Here is an 18145-nt window from a genome sequence, read left to right as displayed (position 1 = left end):
CAAGGATAAGGATAACGCCGATGGTCCTCCGCATGCCCGGACTTTCCCGCCGTGCCTTTGGCGCGTTCGGCGCCGTTGCCGGCTCCGGCCTGCTCCTGCCGCGCACGCTGCGCGCCCAGGAGGAGCCGGTGCGTGGCGGCACGCTGCGCTTCCTGGTCGATCCGGAGCCCACTGGCCTGGTGCCGCTCTCGGACACGACCGGCGCCAACGTGATGCTGAGCTGCAAGATCACCGAGGGCCTCTACGGCTACAATCTCGACTTCTCGCTGCGCCCGCAGCTCGCCGTCAGCCACACCGTCACGCCGGACGGCAAGGAGCTGACCTTCAAGCTGCGCGAGGGCGTGAAGTGGCATGACGGCCAGCCCTTCACCTCGGCGGACGTGGCCTTCTCGCTGATGACGCTGAAGGCCAGCCATCCGCGCGGGCGGGCGACCTATGCCAACCTGGAGGAGGTGCAGACCCCGGACGAGCATACCGTCGTCCTGAAGATGAAGGCGCCGGCTCCCTATCTCCTGAACGCGCTGGCCGGCCAGGAATCGCCGATCGTGCCCAAGCACATCTATGATGGCTCGGACGTCACGACCAACCCGCACAACCATGCGCCGATCGGCACCGGGCCGTTCAAGTTCAAGGAGTGGCAGCGCGGCAGCCACATGATCTTCGAGCGCAATGAGGACTACTGGGACGCGGGCAAGCCGTACCTGGACCGGATCATCGTCCGCTTCATCCCCGATGCGGCCGCGCGCTCGATCGCGTTCGAGACCGGCGAGGTCGATGTCGGCGGCGACTACCCGATCCCCTACAGCGACCTGGAGCGGCTGAGCCAGATCCCGACGCTCGGCATCGAGACCAGGGGCTATGGCTACGGTCCCAACATCTCGGCGATCGAGTTCAACCTGGACAACCCGTACTTCGCCAAGCCCGAGGTGCGCCAGGCGGTGGCCCATGCGGTCAACAAGGAGATCCTGCTCCAGAACGTCTATTACGGCTTCGGCGAGGTCGCGACCGGGCCGATCCACCAGGCGCACACCCAGTTCTACACGCCTGACGTCCACCAGTACGCGTTCGACCCGGAGCGGGCCAACCAGCTCCTCGACCAGGCGGGCCTGCCGCGCAACGACGAGGGCATCCGCTTCGCCGTCAGCCATGACCCGCTGCCGATTGGCAACCAGCACATCCAGAGCGGTGAATATATCCGCCAGGCGCTGGCCCAGGTCGGCATCCAGGTGACGCTGCGCAACCAGGACATGGCGACCTATATCAAGCGGGTCTATGCCGACCGCGACTTCGACTTCGTCAACAACACGATGACCAACTCGCCCGACCCGACGCTGGGCGTGCAGCGCTTCTACTGGTCGAAGAACTTCAAGCCGGGCGTGCCGTTCTCCAACGGCTCGCACTACGAGAATGCCGAGGTCGACCGGCTACTGGAGGCTGCCCAGGTCGAGCAGGACCCAGCCAGGCGGGTGCAGCTGTTCCACGACTTCCAGAAGATCGTGGCGGTCGACATCCCGACGCTGAACACGATCGCGATCCAGACCTTCACGATCCACAGCGTGAACCTGAAGAACCATACGCTCACGGCGGACGGCATCCATGCCAACCTCGCCGAAGCCTATCTGGTCAGCTGAGCCGGCGCATGGGAACGCATCTGCTGGAACGATCATGAGTCTGCGGCTCCTGCCGGTGTTCGTGCGCGCCCTGGTGCGTTCCCTGCCCACGGTGGTGATCATCGTGGTGTTCAACTTCTTCCTGCTGAACATGGCGCCGGGCGATGCGGCCGACGTGCTGGCCGCCGAATCCGGTGCCGCCACCGCCGAGACCATGGCGGCGACCCGGGCGAGGCTGGGCCTGGACCTGCCGCTGCTCGACCAGTTCCTGAACTACGTGTCCGGCCTGGCGCACCTGGACCTGGGCTTTTCCGCGAAGTTCGGCGTGCCGGTGCTGGAGGTGATCCTGGGCCGGCTGCCGAACACGCTGCTCCTGATGGTCACCGCCCTGGTCTTCGCCCTGCTGGTGGGCATCGGTGCTGGCTTCCTGATGGCGCTGCGCGCGGGCTCGCTCCTGGACCGGGCGATCTCGGTGATCGCCCTGTTCTTCTACTCGATCCCCTCGTTCTGGGGGGCGCTGATGCTGATCGTGATCTTCTCGGTCCAGCTGGGCTGGCTGCCCAGCAGCGGCTACCAGACGATCGGCTTCGAGGGCAGCGGGCTGGAGCTGGCGCTCGACATGGCGCGCTACCTGGTCCTGCCGGCCCTGTCCCTGTCCCTGTTCTTCATCGCCATCTATGCCCGGCTGACCCGCGCCAGCATGCTGGAAGTGTATGGCCAGGACTATGTGCGCACCGCGGTCGCCAAGGGCCTGCCGCCCGGGCGGATCGCGCTGCGCCACGTGCTGCGCAACGCCCTGGTGCCAGTGACCACCGTGGCCGGCATCCATTTCGGCATCCTCCTGGGGGGTGCGATCGTCACCGAGACCGTGTTCGCCTGGCCGGGGCTGGGCAGCCTCGCCCTCCAGGCGGTGTTGGCCCGCGACTTCGCGGTCCTGCTCGGCATCCTGCTCCTGTCCTCGGTCCTGGTGATCGTGATCAACATCGCGACCGACCTCCTGCATGCGTGGCTCGACCCGCGCGTCGAGGTGTCCTGACATGGGCACGGATGGACGCGCACTGCGCCGGTTCCTGCGCAACCCCAGCGCTTGGCTTGGCCTCCTGGTGATGGCGGGGGTGCTGCTCATGGCGGCCACCGCCGGTCTCTTCTACCCGGGCGACCCGCAGGGCATGGTGGCCAAGCCCTATCTGTGGCCGGGCCAGGACCCGGCCTTCCCGCTCGGCACCGACAATTTCGGCCGCGACGTCACCGCCGGCGTGTTCCACGGTGCCCGGGTGTCCTTGTGGATCGGGGTCGTCTCCGCGGCGATCTGCCTGACGATCGGGACACTGGTAGGCGCCATCGGCGGCTATTTCGGCGGCTGGACCGACGACCTGCTGACCCGGCTCACCGAGGCGGTGCAGACCATGCCGTCCTTTCTGTTCCTGATCGTGCTGGTTGCGATCTTCCAGCCGACCCTCGCCACGATCACGCTCGGCATCGGCCTGGTCTCCTGGCCGACCGTGGCTAGGCTGGTACGCGCGGAGTTCCGCCGCCTGCGCGGCCAGGACTTCGTGCTGGCCGCACGCAGCCTCGGCTTCCCGCACTGGCGGATCATCTTCCAGGAGATCCTGCCCAACGCCCTGCCACCGCTAATCGTCACCACCTCGGTGATCGTGGCCTCGGCGATCCTGACCGAATCGGCGCTGGCCTTTCTGGGCCTGGGCGATCCGAACGTGCTGAGCTGGGGCATGATGATCGGCAATGGCCGGGCGGTGATCCGCACCGCCTGGTACCTGAGTGCGGTGCCGGGTGCCCTGATCGTGCTGACCGTGCTGGCGGTGAACCTGCTGGGCGAGGCGCTGAACGACGCGGCCAACCCGCGCCTGGGCAACTGACCGCCGTCAGGGACAGGGGCGGCAGGCACGCCATAGCGGGCCAGCCAGCCCGGCGTGATGCAACGGGTTTTCAACAGAATTGAAAACCTGTTAGCCTGCTCGGAACGGGCAAGGACCGTCCGGGCGGGGGAGCATTGGGCAGCGCGGCGACGCCAGATGAATTGGGAGCGGCAGCTTCCCTGAAGGTCGGGCCGCGCCTGCGCGGCCTGCGCAAGGCCAGGGGCATGTCGCTGGTGGCGCTGTCCCGGCAGGCCGACCTGTCGATCGGGATGCTGTCGCAGGTCGAGCGCGGCCTTTCCAACCCGTCGCTCGCCTCCCTGTCCCGGATCGCACGGGCTCTGGGCGTGGCGGCGGTCGACCTGTTCGACGCGCGGCCGGAGCCGATGGCGGCGGAGGCGCCGCTCGTCCAGCGCGTCGAGAAACGGCGCGAGCTCCTGTTCGAGCAGTTGGGCATGTCCAAGCAGATCATCTCGCCGGTCCGCTCGCATCGCCTGGAGCTCATCCTGCTCACGCTGGAGCCGGGCGGCCGCTCCAGTGACGGCCCCTATACCCATGACGGCGAGGAGGGCGGGCTGGTGCTGGAAGGTGCGCTGGTGCTGGAGGTGGCGGGGCGCGTGCACGCGCTGCGCGCTGGCGATTCCTTCCAGTTCCAGAGCTCCCTGCCGCACTGCTTCCGCAATACCCATGACGGGGTCACCAGGGCACTTTGGGCAATCGCCGCCGCGCCGCCGGATTCGGTCGGATCCGCGCAGGGCTGAGGACGGCCCATCATCGATCACATGCAAATCGGGGGAGGATCGGAATGTCGATACGTTGGAAGAGCCTGATCGCGGGCCTGGGGGTCACGGTTCTGGCGCTGCCGGGACTGGCGCAGGCGCGCGACTTCACCATCGCTTCGTGGGGCGGCAACTACCAGGACGCCCAGCGCACGGTCTATTTCGCGCCGTTCGCCAAGTCCCAGGGCGACATCCGCATCCTGGAGGAGACCTATCTGGGCGGCCTCGCCCAGATCAAGGCGATGGTCGAGACCGGCAACGTCACCTGGGACGTGCTGATGATCGAGCGCAGCGACCTGATCGTCGGCTGCGACGAGGGGCTGCTGGAGGAGCTGGACTGGGACGCGATCGGCGGCGAGGACCAGCTGGTGCCGCAGGCCGTGCATCCCTGCGGTGCCGGCAACGTCGTGGTCTCGACCGGCTTCGCCTATGACCCGGCGCGGGTGAAGGAAGCGCCCAAGGACTATGCCGATTTCTGGAATGTCGAGAAGTGGCCGGGCAAGCGCGGGCTGCGCGCCATGCCGAAGAGCACGCTGGAACTCGCCCTGATCGCGGACGGGGTGCCGCTCGAGCAGGTCTACGAGGTGCTGGCCACGCCGGAGGGGCTGGATCGCGCGTTCGCCAAGATGGACGAGATCAAGCCGCACATCCAGTTCTGGGAAGCGGGTGCCCAGCCGGTGGAGTGGCTGGCGGCGGGCGACGTGGTAATGAGCACCGCCTATAACGGCCGGATCGCGCTCGCCAACGAGGAAGGCCGCGACCTCGCCTTCGTCTGGACCGACCATACCTACAGCATGGACTCCTGGGCGATCGTGGCGGATTCGCCGAACAAGGAACTCGCGGTCGAGTTCATCAAGTTCGCCAACACGCCGGAGCCGCAGGTGGAGTTCCCCAAGCACATCCCCTACGGGCCGACCAACAAGCAGGCGGTCGAGCGGCTCGATCCGGAGGCCAGCAAGATGCTGCCGGCCGGCGCGAACATGGAGCGCTCCCTGTTCATCGACGAGCAGTTCTGGGCCGACAATGTCGACCGGATCACCGAGCGCTGGAACGCCTGGATCGCGCAGTGAGCCATCGGGGGGCGGGGCTTTTAGTCCCGCTCCACCGCCCTTGAACTCAACCATCGCCGGTCCCGATGTCGCGCGTGTCCCTGTATCTATCCACCCTGCTGCTGGTGGCGCTCCCGGTCGCCTACGTGGCCTTCCTCTACCTCGTGCCCCTGGGCGGCGTGGCGCTGCGCAGCGTCGACAACTCGACGATCCATGCGAACCTGCCGGCAACCGCCAGCGCAATCGACGAGGCGGGGGCACCGAGCGACGAAGTGGCGGCCGCACTGGCGAAGGACCTCGCCGCTGCCGACCGGCGCAGCCTGGGCGAGCTCGCGCGCCTGTTGAACCTGGACGCGCCCGGCATGCGCAGCCTGCTGCTCAAGACCAAGCGTGCCCTGGACGAGGTGGAGGTCAAGGGCCTGGCCGACCTGCGGGCGATCGACCCGGACTGGGACGAGCCGATCTATTGGCAGGCACTCGCCGAGAACGCCCAGCCCTACACCTTCCGCTATTACGCCACGGCGATCGGCCTCGACCGGGATCCGGCCGGCGGCTGGCAGTTCGGTGCCGAGGGGGCGATCTACCTGCAGATCCTGCTGCGTACCTTCTGGATGAGCCTGCAGGTGGCGGTGATCGCCTGCCTGATCGCCTATCCGCTGGCCCATGCGATCGCCAACGGCCCGCCCACCGTGCGCGTCCTGCTCCTGGGTGCGGTGCTGCTGAGCTTCTGGATGTCGATCCTGGTGCGCACCACGGCCTGGGTGGTGATCCTGCAGCGCGAGGGGCTGGTGAACGAGGCGCTGATGGCGCTGGGCCTCGTCCGCGAGCCGGTGCAGCTCATCTTCAACCGGCTGGGCACGCTGCTGGCCATGGTCCACGTGCTCCTGCCGTTCGCGGTCCTGCCGCTGCTCAACAACATGAAGCAGATCCCGGCCCAGCAGCGCGACGCCGCCCGCTCGCTGGGTGCCGGCCCGTTCGAGAGCTTCCTGCGCGTGTACCTGCCGCAGACCATGCGCGGCATCCTGGTGGGCGCCGGCACAGTCTTCATCCTGTCGCTCGGCTTCTACATCACGCCGGCCCTGGTCGGCAGCCCGGGCGACCAGCTCCTGTCCTACTACATCGCCGACTTCATGCTGAAACAGCTGAACTGGGGCATGGCCTCGACGCTCAGCGTCATCCTGCTCGCCTGCGTGCTGCTGGGCCTGGCGGTGGCGTGGCTGGTCAACCTCCTGTGGCGGCCAGCGGCGAGGGCGGCATGATCGCGCGCATCCTCTATGTGCTGCTGGTGAGCCTGGCGGTCCTGTTCCTGCTGGCGCCGATCCTGGCGGTGATCCCGCTGGCCTTCAACGGCGGCTCGTTCCTGAGCTACCCGCTGGACGGGGTGTCGCTGCGCTGGTTCGAGACCTTCCTGACCACCCCGCCCTGGCTGATGGCGCTGGGCAACAGCGTGAAGGTGGCGCTGGGTGCTACGGTGATATCGGTGGTGCTGGGCGGTGCCGCCGCGGTGGGGCTCCATGCGCTGCCCAATGCCTGGCGGGTCGTGGTCGGTGGCCTGTTCATGTCGCCGCTCGTGGTGCCCTCGGTGGTGCTGTCGGTCGGGCTGTTCTTCCTGTTCGCCCGGCTGGGCCTGGCCGGCCACCCGCTCTCGATCATGCTGGCCCATGCGCTCCTGGGCTTCCCGCTGGTGTTCATCTCGGTGGCGGCCACGCTGCGCGGCCTCGACCCGAACCTGGACCTGGCCGCATCCGCCATGGGTGCCTCGCGCTGGTACCGGTTCTGGACGGTGACCTTCCCGCTGACGCTGCCGGGCTTCTGGACCGGGGCGATCTTCGCCTTCATGACCTCGTTCGACGAGGTCATCATCGCCCTTTTCCTCTCCAGCCCCGAGAGCATCACCCTGCCGGTCGTCCTGTTCGGCAGCCTGCGCGACAAGCTGCAGCCGACCATCGTCGCGGTGGCCGTACTCCTGACCTGCACGTCCGCCCTCTTCCTCGCCGCGCTGGGCTGGCTCGGCCGCCCCCGCCAGGCGGCGCAACGAACCACGGAAACGCGATGAGCCCGTTCGCCCAAGACTTCGTCGAGACGCCCTACTGGTGGCTACAGGCGCCGCCCCGGCCGGGCCTGCCGGCCTCCGCGCTGGCCGATGTCGACTGCCTGATCGTCGGCTCCGGTCTTGCCGGCCTGAATGCTGCGATCACCCTGGCGCAGGCCGGGGTCCAGGTGACGGTGATCGAGCGGGGGCTGATCGGGGAGGGGGCCAGCACGCGCAACGCAGGCCAGCTCAGCGGCGGCTCCAAGGTCTCCGGTCCGGCCCTGGTGCGCCAGTTCGGCGAGGCGTGCGCCGCCGAGATCACCGCGGACTTCCAGGCCGTCTATCCGTTCATCGTCGAGCGCATCCAAAGCCTCGGCATCGACTGCAGCCTGGAACAGCGCGGCATGTTCATCGGCGCGCATACCAGCGCCGACTACTGGGCGTTTGCCGCCGAGCATGCCGCCCTTCCGCCCGAGCAGCAGGCCCGCAACCGGCTGGTGCCTCCCGACCAGGTACATACCGAGCTCGCCACCTCGATCTATGCCGGCGGCTATGTCTATGGCGATGCCGGCCAGCTCCATCCCGGCCTCTACCATGCCGGGCTGCGCGCCGTGGCGGAAAAGCTGGGGGTGAAGCTGGTCTCGGGCGTCGAGCTTGCCGGCATCGAGCGCAAGGGCGACCGCTTCACCGCGATCCTGACGGACGGCGCGATCGACTGCCGGCGGATCATGGTGATGACCAACGGCTATACCGGGGCGGCCACGCCCTGGTTCCAGCGCCGGCTGATCCCCGTCCGCAGCTACATGATCGCGACCGAGGAACTGCCGAACGTCGCCGAGCTGATCCCGGGCGGCCGGCCGCTCGCCGACACCAAGCGCATCCTCTATTATTACCGCAGCTCGCCCGACCGCAGGCGCATCCTGTTCGGCGGCCGGGCCAGCTTCCGTGATGTCGACGCGCGCACCAGTGCGGTGAAGCTCCACGGATTCCTGACCGACGTGTTCGCCCAGCTCGAGGGCGTGAAGCTGAGCCATGCCTGGTTCGGCAACGTCGCCTTCGCCTTCGACTGGCTGCCCCATTTCGGCCGGCACGAGGGCGTCTATTACGCCTGCGGCTGCAACGGCAGCGGCGTGCCGATGCTGAGCTATCTGGGCGACCGGGCCGCCCGCTCGATGCTCGCCGACGGCAAGGAGATGGGCGGGCTCGGCGCCATACCGTTCAACACCATGCCGGGCTATGGCGGCCGGCCCTGGTTCCTGCCGATCGTCGGCACGGCCTATCGCTGGACCGACCGGATCCGCCGCCGGCTCGACCAGAAGGTGGCCGCATGACCACGCACGACCGGCTGCGCCTGGAGCGCCTGAGCAAGCATTATGGTCGCCACCAGGTGCTGCACGACGTCTCGCTCGACATCGAGCGCGGCAGCTTCCTGACCCTGCTCGGCCCGTCCGGCTCGGGCAAGACCACGCTGCTCAAGGTCCTGGCCGGCTTCGAGCGCTGCTCGGCAGGTCGCCTCCTGCTGGGCGATGCCGACATCACCAGCCTGCCGGCCGAGCGGCGCAATTTCGGCTTGGTCTTCCAGGGCTATGCGCTGTTCCCGCACATGACCGTCGCGAACAACGTGGCCTTCCCGCTCAAGGTCCGCCGCTGGGACAGGAGCCGCATCGAGGCCAGGGTGCGGGAGATGCTGGAGCTGGTGCAGCTCGGCCACCTGGCCCACCGCAAGCCCGCCGAGCTGTCGGGCGGGCAGCAGCAGCGCGTGGCGCTGGCCCGGGCCCTGGCGTTCGAGCCCGACCTCCTGCTGCTGGACGAGCCGATGAGCGCGCTCGACCGCAAGCTGCGCGCCGACCTGCAGATCGAGCTGCGCCGCATCCATCGCCGGCTGGGCACCACCTTCGTCTATGTCACCCACGACCAGGACGAGGCCATGACCATGTCCGACCAGGTGGCCGTGCTCGACCATGGCCGGCTGATGCAGGTGGGCCCGCCCGAAACGCTCTACGAGCGGCCGGAGAACCGGTTCGTGGCCGAGTTCCTGGGGCGCAGCAACTTCCTGCCGGCACGTCTGCTGGCGGCCGAGGGGCCGGGCAGCCGGATCGAGGTGGCGGGCCGGACCTGTCGCCATGCCGGCCCGGTGCCCGAGGCAGGGCACGGCGTGAGCCTGCTGCTGCGGCCCGAGGACATCGAGGTGCGCCCGGCATCGCCGGGTGACGGCTGGAACTGCCTGTCCGGGCGCCTGCAGATCCGCACCTATTTCGGCGATCGCGCCCTTTATCAGGTGGAGGTGCCGGGGGCCGGTACCGTGTCGGCCTATGCGCCGGCCAGGCCGGAGTTCCGGCCGGCCGAGGGCGACGAGGTCCATCTGGTCTGGCGGGCCGAGGACGGGGTGCTGCTGCCTGCGGAGGCCGAGCGCTCCTGAGGGGGCCGCCCCGGCGGACCCTGGAGGATGACCGAGTCAGGGGAGGATGCGGTGTCATGGCGGAGCAGGGTAGCGCGTTCGCGGCCTTTGGCCGGCCGATCCGGCTGGGCCTGGTGGGTGGCAGCCACGGCTTCATCGGCCCGGTCCACCGCACCGCGGCACTGCTGGACCGGCGCTTCGTCCTGACCGCCGGCACGCTGTCCTCCGATCCGGCGCGCGGGCGGGCCGCCGGTATCGCCATCGGTCTCGATCCGGAGCGCTGCTATCCGGATGTCGCGGCCATGCTCGCGGGCGAGGCCGGCCGGGCGGACGGCATCGAGGCGGTCGCGATCATGAGCCCGAACGGCCACCACCACGCCGCCGCCAGTGCAGCGCTGGCGGCCGGGCTGGACGTGATCTGCGATAAGCCGCTGACCACCACGCTGGACGACGCGCTGGCGCTGGTGCGGGCGGCGGAAGCCAGCGGCCGGGTGTTCTGCACCACCTACAACTACAGCGCCTATCCAATGGTCCGCCAGGCGCGGGCCATGGTGCGCAACGGCGTGCTGGGGCCGATCCGCCAGGTCCACACCACCTATGTGCAGGGGCACAACGCCACGCTGGTCGAGGCCGACCCGGCCGGGCGTGGCTGGCGGTTCGACCCGGCGCTGTGCGGCGAATCGCTGATCCTGGGCGACATCGGCACCCATGCCCATCATCTGGCCGCGTTCGTGTCCGGGCTGGAGCTGGAGACGGTGCTGGCCGACCTGCATGCGGTGGTGCCCGGGCGCCAGGCGCAGGACTATGGCGCGGTGCTGCTGCGCTGGAACGGCGGGGTGCCGGGCACGCTGTGGGTGACCAATGCCGCGGCCGGGGCCGAGCACGGCCTGTCCTTTCGGATCTTCGGCGAGCTGGGCGGCCTAGAATGGCACCAGGAGCGGCCGAACGAGCTGCGCCACCGCCGCCTGGACGGCTTCGAGCAGATCCTGACCCGGCGGCTGCACGGCGCGCTGCTGCCCGAGGCCGAGCGGCTGGTCCGGGTCGAGATCGGCCATCCCGAAGGCTATCAGGAGGCGTTCGCCAATCTCTATCGCGACGTGGCCGAGGCCATCGCCGCCCGCCGCACCGGCCGGCCCGCCGATCCGCTGGCGCTGGAGTTCCCGACGGTCCGCGACGGCGCTGCCGGCATGGCGTTCATCGCGGGCGCCCTGGAGAGCCAGCGCACTCGCACCTGGGCGGACTGCCGGCTGAGGGTGTGAGCCGGAGGGGCCTCAGGCCAGCTCGCGCATGACCCGGTAGAGCTCGGCCTTGGCCTCGAAGCCGATGCCGGGAATGTCCGGCAGGCCCACCCGGCCATCCTCCACCTTGATGCTGTCGGCAAAGCCGCCAAAGGGCTGGAACACGTCGGGATAGCTCTCGTTGCCGCCGAGATGGAGGCCGGCTGCGAGGTTGAGCGACATCTGGTGGCCGCCATGCGGCACGACCCGGCGCGGCGACCAGCCGAGCTCCTCCATGACCCCGAGCGTGCGCAGATACTCGACCAGGCCATAGGACAGGGCGCAGTCGAACTGGAGCCAGTCGCGCTCTGGCCGCATCCCGCCATAGCGCAGGAGGTTGCGGGCGTCCTGGTGCGAGAACAGGTTCTCGCCCGTCGCGATCGGCCGGTCGTAGGCCTCGGCCAGGCGTGCCTGGATCTCGTAGTCGAGCGGGTCGCCCGCTTCCTCGAACCAGAACAGGTCGTAGGGCTGCAGCGCCTCGGCATAGGCGAGCGTCGTCTCGAGGTCGAAGCGGCCGTTTGCGTCGACCGCGAGGTTGCGGCCGTCGCCCACGACCTCCAGGACCGCCTCGATCCGCGCGATGTCCTCCTCCAGCGGCACGGCACCGATCTTCATCTTCACGACGCGGTAGCCGCGCTGGAGATAGCCGCGCATCTCCTCCTGGAGCCGGGCGTGGTCCTTGCCGGGGTAGTAGTAGCCGCCGGCGGCATAGACCCAGACGCTCTCGTCATGCACGCCGCCGCGGTAGCGGTCGGCCAGGAGCTTATAGAGCGGCACCCCCGCGATCTTGGCCACCGCGTCCCAGACCGCCATGTCGATCGTGCCGACCGCGACCGAGCGCTCGCCATGTCCGCCGGGCTTCTCGTTCTTCATGAGGGTCGCCCAGATCGCGAACGGATCCAGGTTGTCGTTGGCCTCGTCGACCAGGCCGGCAGGGTCCGCCTCCAGCACACGGCCGATGAAGCGGTCGCGCATCAGGGCGCCCTGGCCGTAGCGGCCGTTCGAGTTGAAGCCGTAGCCAATGACCGGCCGGCCGTCGCGCACCACGTCGGTGACTACGGCCACGACCGAGCAGGTCATCTTCGAGAAGTCGATATAGGCGTTGGCGATGGGCGAGGCGATCGAGACCGTCTTCTCGCGGATGTCGGTGATCCTCATGGTGGGCCTTCCTCAGGCCAGCGCATCGGCAATGGCTTGGCCGCAGGTGCGGGTGTCGGCCTTGCCGCCTAGGTCGCGGGTGCGCAGCGCCGGCTCGGCCAGCACAAGCTCGATCGCGGCGACGATGGAGGCCGCCGCCTCGGAATGGCCCAGATGCTCCAGCATCATCGCCCCCGCCCAGATCTGGCCCACCGGATTGGCCACGCCTTGCCCAGCAATATCCGGGGCCGAGCCGTGCACCGGCTCGAACAAGGAGGGGAAGCGCCGCTCGGGGTTGATGTTGCCGGACGGTGCGATGCCGATCGTCCCGGTGCAGGCGGGGCCCAGGTCCGACAGGATGTCGCCAAACAGGTTGGAGGCCACCACCACATCGAACCAGTCCGGGTGCAGCACGAACTGTGCGGTCAGTATGTCGATATGGTACTTGTCGACCTTCACCTCGGGATAGGACTTGGCCATCTCGGCCACCCGCTCGTCCCAATAGGGCATGGTGATCGAGATGCCGTTCGACTTGGTGGCCGAGGTCAGGTGCCGGCCGCGCTTCATCGCCAGGTCGAAGGCGTAGCGCAGGATGCGGTCGACCCCGTGGCGGGTCATCACCGTCTCCTGCATCACGATCTCGCGCTCGGTGCCGGGGAACATCCGGCCGCCGATCGAGGAATACTCGCCCTCTGTGTTCTCGCGCACGATCATCATGTCGATGTCACCAGGGGCACGACCGGCCAGCGGCGATGGCACGCCCGGCATGGCGCGGGCCGGGCGCAGGCTCACATACTGGTCGTATTCGCGGCGGAACTGGATCAGCGAGCCCCAGAGCGAGACATGGTCGGGCACGGTGGCGGGCCAGCCTACCGCGCCGAAGAAGATCGCGTCCGAGCCATCGAGCCGCTCCTTCCAGTCCTCGGGCATCATCGTGCCGTGCTGGTGGTAGTAGTCGGCCGAGGCGAAATCGTGCTGGGTGAACTCGAAGCCCAGCCCGTGCCGCCGGGCCAGGGCCTCCAGCACGCGCAGGCCCTCGGGCACGACCTCCTTGCCGATCCCGTCGCCGGGGATCACCGCGATCTTCATCCGGTTGCTGCTCATGGGGGCTCTCTTCAATCGTTGCGGCCGCGGATCGCTTCGATCGCGGCTCTGGTGACGTCCTCGGTCCGGGCCGTGCCGCCGAGATCGGGGGTGTGGAGGGCAGGGTCGGCGGTGACCCGCTCGATCGCCTGCATCAGCAGCCCGGCCGCGCCCGGCTCGCCCAGATGGTCGAGCATCATCGCGGCGCTCCAGAACGTGCCCACCGGGTTGGCGATGCCCTTGCCGGTGATGTCGAAGGCCGAGCCGTGGATCGGCTCGAACATCGAGGGTGCGCGGCCGGTGGGGTTGATGTTGGCCGTGGGTGCTATGCCGATCGAGCCGGCCAGGGCCGCCGCCAGGTCCGACAGGATGTCGGCGTGGAGGTTGGTCGCGACGATCGTGTCGAGCGAGCCGGGCTTGAGCGTCATCCGCACGGTCATGGCGTCGACCAGCATCTTGTCCCAGGTCACGTCCGGGAAGTCGGCCGCGACCTCCTGCGCGATCTCGTCCCAAAGCACCAGGCCGTAGCGCTGCGCGTTGGACTTGGTGACCACGGTGAGCAGCTTGCGCGGCCGCGACTGGGCGAGCCGGAAGGCATAGCGCATGATCCGCTCCACGCCCGCCCGGGTGAAGATCGCCACCTCGGTCGCCACTTCCTCCGGCAGGCCGCGATGCGACCGGCCGCCCTGGCCGGCATATTCGCCCTCGGAGTTCTCGCGCACGATCACCCAGTCGAGGTCGCCTTCGCCAACCCCGCGCAGCGGGCTGGTGATGCCGGGCAGGATCCGGGTCGGGCGCACGTTGGCGAACTGGTCGAGCGGCTGGCAGATGGCCAGGCGCAGGCCCCAGAGCGTCAGGTGGTCGGGCAGGTCGGGGGCACCCACGGCACCGAACAGGATCGCGTCGAACCCGCGCAGCCGGTCCACCCCGTCCGCCGGCATCAGCGCGCCGGTGCGCCGGTAGCGCTCGCTGCCCCAGTCGAACCGCTCTACATCGAGGGTGAAGCCGCCGTCGCGCTCCGCCAGCGCGTCCAGCACGCGGAGCCCCGCCTCCACCACCTCGATGCCGATCCCGTCGCCCGGAATGGCGGCGATCCGGTAGGTCTTCATCCTCGATCCTCGTCCCCTGCTACAAGCCGGCGGCCCGCCAGCATCCGGCCGCTTCCGGGATCATGCCGGCAGAACCGGCCACGGCCAATGCACCGTGCCGGACGAGGAGGCAGGGAAGCCGCGCCGGGAAGGCGGCTGGACCCTGGCCCAAGGCCATTGCGTGACTTGGCGCGGGGCTGCATCGACAGTCCGGTGCGGATGATCGCAAGGCCACGGGATCCGGTGCGCGGCTCCGGGCGTTCCTGCGGGTGGCTGCCGGACAGTGACGGGCAGGGTGATCGCCGGATCAGGTCGGGAGGAAGCGAGCGTGTCGAAGGTCGGGAAGGTCGCGCTGTTCACCAACGAGTACCCGCCCAACGTCTATGGCGGTGCCGGCGTGCATGTGGAGTACCTGGCCCGGGCGATGGCGAAGCGCCTGGCCGTGGAGGTGCGCTGCTTCGGCAGCCAGCGCAGCGAGGGCGGCAACCTGGTGGTGCGCGGCTACCCCGCCTGGGCGGAAGCCAAGCTGGGCACGGACCCGCGTTTCGGCAGCGCCATCGACGCCTATGCCCGCTCGCTCGCCATGGCCAAGGACACGCTGGATGCCGACGTGGCGCACTGCCACACCTGGTACACCGACATGGCCGGCCTGATCGCGAGCCGGCTCTGGGACGTGCCCTTCGTGCTGACGGTCCATTCGCTGGAGCCCCTGCGGCCCTGGAAGGTCGAGCAGCTCGGCAATGCCTACCATCTGAGCAGCTGGATGGAGCGCACCGCGATGGAGCATGCGGATGCGATCATCGCGGTCTCCAAGGAGACCCGCGAGGACATTCTCCGCCTGTTCGACGTCCAGCCGGCACGGGTGCATGTCATTCATAACGGCATCGACCCGGACGAGTACCGCCGGACCGAGGCGAAGGACGCGCTGGCCCGCCACGGCGTCGACCCGGACCGGCCCTATCTCCTGTTCGTCGGCCGGATCACCCGGCAGAAGGGGATCATCCACCTCGTCAACGCCATCCCGCAGATCGACCCGGACTTGCAGATCGTGCTGTGCGCCGGTGCCCCGGACACGCCCGAGATCGGCCAGGAGATGGAGGCGCGCGTGGCCGAGGTCAGTGCGAGGCGCCAGGGCGTCGTCTGGGTGCGGGAGATGCTGCCCAGGGCCGACGTGATCCAGTTCTACAACCACGCCGCCATCTTCTGCTGTCCGTCGGTCTACGAGCCGTTCGGCATCATCAACCTGGAGGCCATGGCCTGCGAGACCCCGGTGGTCGCCTCGGCCGTGGGCGGCATTCCGGAGGTGGTCGTGCCGGAGGAAACCGGGCTGCTGGTCGACCCGCGGATCCGCGCCGGCAGCTTCGACCCGGCCGATCCGGCCGAGTTCTCCGCAGGCCTGGCGGCGGCGATCAACCGGCTGGCCCGTGACCCGGAACTGCGGGCGCGCCTTGCCGCGAACGGCCGGCGCCGCGCGGTCGACCAGTTCAGCTGGGACGCCATCGCGGAGCGCACCATCGAGCTGTACCAGACCCTGCGCTAGGCCAGCGGCGCCGGTGCTGCGGCTGCCTGGACGGAACCGTGCCGGCTCAGGACGGCTCCATGACAGGCAAGGGACTTGGTGGCGGAGACGAAGGGTGGCGACCTGCCGGCGCGCCCATGACTACAACCTCGACGTGCATGGCGCCGCGCCGACGGACGGGCCGGCACCGGCCGCGGGACGGCTGGAGGTGGCGGCCGGCGGAGGCATGGCGGCACCGGCAGCCGCGCGCCCCTGGCGGGTACGGCTGCGGGAGCACCGGTTCTGGCGGGGCCTGCGCCGCGAGGGCCCGCCGCCGCTCGAATCCCTGAGCGACGTCCTGGCGCGCATCGACGAGACGGCGGCCCGCCAGGCGAGCGTCTCGGTGGGCGACATTCGCGACGCGCTGGGCGATCGCTCGTTCGGCCCGCTCCTCATGGTGCCGGGCCTGGTCGTGCTCTCGCCCTTGTCCGGCATCCCGACCGTGCCCAGCATGATGGCGGCGGTCGTCCTGCTGATCGGCTGGCAGATGCTGGCCGGCAGGAGCCGGATCTGGCTGCCGCGCCCGATCGAGGCGCGCTGCGTGCCGGGCAGCAGGCTGCGCCGGGTAACGGGCTTCCTGTCGCCCTGGGCCGGCCGGGTCGACCGGCTGGTGCGCCCGCGGCTGCACTGGCTGACCGGCCCGCTCGGGCAGAAGGCGGCGGCGCTGCACTGCATGGTCGTGGCGCTCACCATGCCGGCCATGGAGATCCTCCCGCTCCTGAGCTCCGTGGCCGGGCTGGTGATCGCCGCCGCGGCGCTGGGGATGACGGCACGCGACGGGCTCCTGATGCTCTCGAGCGGCCTGATCACCGCGGCGGTCACGGTGGCGGCCCTGCTCGCCCTGACCTGAGCCAGCGGCCGGCTGGATGCTTGAGCGAAGCTCCAGGCCGGCCAATCATAAGGCCTGAGCTTGCGGGAGGAGGGGATGCAGCCGGCTGGCCAGGCGCTCCGTGCGGTGATCTTCGATGCCTACGGTACCCTGTTCGACGTCCACGCGATCGCCCGGGTCGCCGACGAACTGTTCCCGAACGAGGGCGTGGTGCTGGCGGCGGCGTGGCGGGAGAAGCAACTCGAATATGCGCGCGTGCGCAGCATGTCGGGCCGCTACGCCGATTTCTGGTCGGTGACCGCCGATGCGCTCGACTATGTGCTGGACCGGCTGGGCCTGCCGGCCGGGCAGGACGCGGTGAACCGGCTGCTGGATGCCTATCGGCGGCTGCCGGCCCATCCCGGCGACCGGGAGGCGCTGGTCCGGCTGAAGGAGCTGGGGCTGCCGCTCGCGATCCTGTCCAACGGCGCGCCGCGCATGCTGGAGCCGGCCATCGAAGCGGCCGGCTTCGACGGCCTGTTCGACCAGGTGCTGACCGCGGACCGGGTGCGCCGGTTCAAGACCGCGCCGGAGATCTACCAGCTGGGCCCGGATGCGCTGGGCCTGCCCGCCAGGCGGATCCTGTTCGTGTCCTCCAATGGCTGGGACGTGTGCGCGGCCGCCTGGTTCGGCTACCGGACCTTCTGGATGAACCGTGCCGGCCTGCCGCCCGAGCGGCTGGGCGTGTCGGCCGAGGCGGCCGGCCGGTCGATGGACGAGCTGGTGCGCTTCGTGGCCGCCGAGCGGGCGGCGGAGGAAGGCCGGCCTAGCGCCACTGATCCAGGATGAGCTGGACCGACACCGCCTCGATCTGCACGCCGAAGCGGCGGTGGTAGAGGCTGAGCGAGGCGTCGTGGGTCTCGTCGGAGGAACTGCACAAGGCGTCGTGGCCGACCACCACCCGGTAGCCCCGGTCGATGGCGCCCATGATGGTGGCGAGCACGCAGACATCGGTCTCGCCGCCGCTGATCACCAGCGTGTCGATGCCGCGGCGCTGGAGCCGGGCGTGGAGGTCGGTCTCGTCCCAGGGGCCATAGACATGCTTGTCCACCACCTCGGCCGGCGGGACGAACCGGGCCAGGTCCGGGATCAGCTCGACCATCTCCGGGCCCAGCCGCTCGACCGTCATCGACTCCCAGCGCTCGTAATAGCGCCGCCAGGTGCCGCGCCCCTCGCCGGGGCGTCCGGCCGGGATGAAGCGGGTGAAGACCGTCCGCTCCGGATGGGCCTCGACCAGCCGCACCACGTTGGGCAGGACCCGCTCCATCCAGGGCGTGTGCCAGTCGGTGTCCTCGTGGAAAAGTCGCTGCATGTCGACGCAGACATGCGCGCAGCTCGCGGTGAGCGGGCCGTATTTGAGCTGATCATCGTCCTGCATGGCGTCCTTGCCTG

General features: G+C 69.4%; 17 protein-coding genes. 13 read left to right on the top strand and 4 right to left on the bottom strand.

The features are described 5' to 3' along the window. The first annotated feature begins 20 nt into the window (after nucleotides 1-20). The 10 genes from HLA95_RS08940 (at nucleotide 21) to HLA95_RS08895 (ending at nucleotide 11001) form a co-directional block, all read left to right on the top strand. Entirely contained in the window at nucleotides 21-1631 is a 1611-nt protein-coding gene (locus tag HLA95_RS08940; RefSeq protein ID WP_222183021.1) for an ABC transporter substrate-binding protein, read from the top strand. Between the two features lie 34 nt (nucleotides 1632-1665). Next, nucleotides 1666-2646, top strand: coding sequence for an ABC transporter permease (locus HLA95_RS08935; protein WP_191057558.1), 981 nt, complete (start codon nucleotides 1666-1668; stop codon nucleotides 2644-2646). Continuing rightward, nucleotides 2612-3487, top strand: coding sequence for an ABC transporter permease (locus HLA95_RS08930; protein ID WP_191057557.1), 876 nt, complete (start codon nucleotides 2612-2614; stop codon nucleotides 3485-3487). The genes HLA95_RS08935 and HLA95_RS08930 overlap by 35 nt, the downstream gene beginning before the upstream one ends. Before the next feature lie 134 nt (nucleotides 3488-3621). Beyond that, nucleotides 3622-4245 (top strand): cupin domain-containing protein, encoded by a 624-nt coding sequence (locus HLA95_RS08925; protein WP_222183017.1) that lies wholly within the window; start codon nucleotides 3622-3624, stop codon nucleotides 4243-4245. A 44-nt stretch (nucleotides 4246-4289) separates the two neighbouring features. After that, complete coding sequence (locus tag HLA95_RS08920) at nucleotides 4290-5333, top strand: polyamine ABC transporter substrate-binding protein (protein ID WP_191057556.1); 1044 nt, start codon at nucleotides 4290-4292, stop codon at nucleotides 5331-5333. A gap of 74 nt (nucleotides 5334-5407) precedes the next feature. Further along, the gene (locus tag HLA95_RS08915; protein ID WP_191057555.1) at nucleotides 5408-6571 is read left to right on the top strand and encodes an ABC transporter permease; all 1164 of its coding nucleotides are present in this window, start codon (nucleotides 5408-5410) and stop codon (nucleotides 6569-6571) included. Further along, the gene (locus HLA95_RS08910) at nucleotides 6568-7368 is read left to right on the top strand and encodes an ABC transporter permease (protein WP_191057554.1); all 801 of its coding nucleotides are present in this window, start codon (nucleotides 6568-6570) and stop codon (nucleotides 7366-7368) included. Before HLA95_RS08915 ends, HLA95_RS08910 begins: the two co-directional genes overlap by 4 nt. Further along, the gene (locus tag HLA95_RS08905; RefSeq protein WP_191057553.1) at nucleotides 7365-8675 is read left to right on the top strand and encodes an NAD(P)/FAD-dependent oxidoreductase; all 1311 of its coding nucleotides are present in this window, start codon (nucleotides 7365-7367) and stop codon (nucleotides 8673-8675) included. Before HLA95_RS08910 ends, HLA95_RS08905 begins: the two co-directional genes overlap by 4 nt. Next, entirely contained in the window at nucleotides 8672-9763 is a 1092-nt protein-coding gene (locus HLA95_RS08900; protein ID WP_191057552.1) for an ABC transporter ATP-binding protein, read from the top strand. The genes HLA95_RS08905 and HLA95_RS08900 overlap by 4 nt, the downstream gene beginning before the upstream one ends. Before the next feature lie 56 nt (nucleotides 9764-9819). After that, nucleotides 9820-11001, top strand: coding sequence for a Gfo/Idh/MocA family protein (locus tag HLA95_RS08895; RefSeq protein WP_191060321.1), 1182 nt, complete (start codon nucleotides 9820-9822; stop codon nucleotides 10999-11001). A 12-nt stretch (nucleotides 11002-11013) separates the two neighbouring features. Here the strand turns inward: HLA95_RS08895 and HLA95_RS08890 are convergent, their stop codons facing one another. Genes HLA95_RS08890 through HLA95_RS08880 form a run of 3 tightly spaced genes read right to left on the bottom strand, consistent with a single transcriptional unit; the run spans nucleotide 11014 to nucleotide 14348 of the window. Next, on the bottom strand, nucleotides 11014-12177 hold the full coding sequence (locus tag HLA95_RS08890; RefSeq protein WP_191060320.1) for a mandelate racemase/muconate lactonizing enzyme family protein: 1164 nt from the start codon (nucleotides 12175-12177) through the stop codon (nucleotides 11014-11016). Nucleotides 12178-12189: 12 nt separating this feature from the next. Continuing rightward, entirely contained in the window at nucleotides 12190-13260 is a 1071-nt protein-coding gene (locus HLA95_RS08885; RefSeq protein WP_191060319.1) for a tartrate dehydrogenase, read from the bottom strand. Between the two features lie 11 nt (nucleotides 13261-13271). Then, a complete protein-coding gene (locus HLA95_RS08880; RefSeq protein ID WP_191060318.1) occupies nucleotides 13272-14348 on the bottom strand; it encodes a tartrate dehydrogenase in 1077 nt (358 codons plus the stop codon). Nucleotides 14349-14655: 307 nt separating this feature from the next. Between HLA95_RS08880 and glgA the strand changes: the two genes are divergently transcribed. The 3 genes from glgA to HLA95_RS08865 all read left to right on the top strand — a co-directional run bounded on the left by glgA (nucleotide 14656) and on the right by HLA95_RS08865 (nucleotide 17542). Then, on the top strand, nucleotides 14656-15867 hold the full coding sequence (glgA, locus tag HLA95_RS08875) for a glycogen synthase (protein WP_191060317.1): 1212 nt from the start codon (nucleotides 14656-14658) through the stop codon (nucleotides 15865-15867). Nucleotides 15868-15961: 94 nt separating this feature from the next. Further along, nucleotides 15962-16735, top strand: a complete 774-nt coding sequence (locus tag HLA95_RS08870; protein WP_222183014.1) for an exopolysaccharide biosynthesis protein — start codon at nucleotides 15962-15964, stop codon at nucleotides 16733-16735. A 75-nt stretch (nucleotides 16736-16810) separates the two neighbouring features. Further along, nucleotides 16811-17542 (top strand): haloacid dehalogenase type II, encoded by a 732-nt coding sequence (locus tag HLA95_RS08865; RefSeq protein WP_191059489.1) that lies wholly within the window; start codon nucleotides 16811-16813, stop codon nucleotides 17540-17542. On the opposite strand, the gene HLA95_RS08860 is transcribed toward HLA95_RS08865, so the two are convergent. Further along, nucleotides 17520-18131 (bottom strand): cysteine hydrolase family protein, encoded by a 612-nt coding sequence (locus tag HLA95_RS08860; RefSeq protein ID WP_191059488.1) that lies wholly within the window; start codon nucleotides 18129-18131, stop codon nucleotides 17520-17522. The genes HLA95_RS08865 and HLA95_RS08860 overlap by 23 nt on opposite strands. Between the last annotated feature and the right edge of the window lie 14 nt (nucleotides 18132-18145).

Origin of the sequence: Geminicoccus harenae, from assembly GCF_019800005.1 — a bacterium.
GTDB lineage: Bacteria > Pseudomonadota > Alphaproteobacteria > Geminicoccales > Geminicoccaceae > Geminicoccus > Geminicoccus harenae.
The sequence above is the reverse complement of the archived record's forward strand: the minus strand, read 5'-3'. Positions and strand labels throughout refer to the sequence as shown.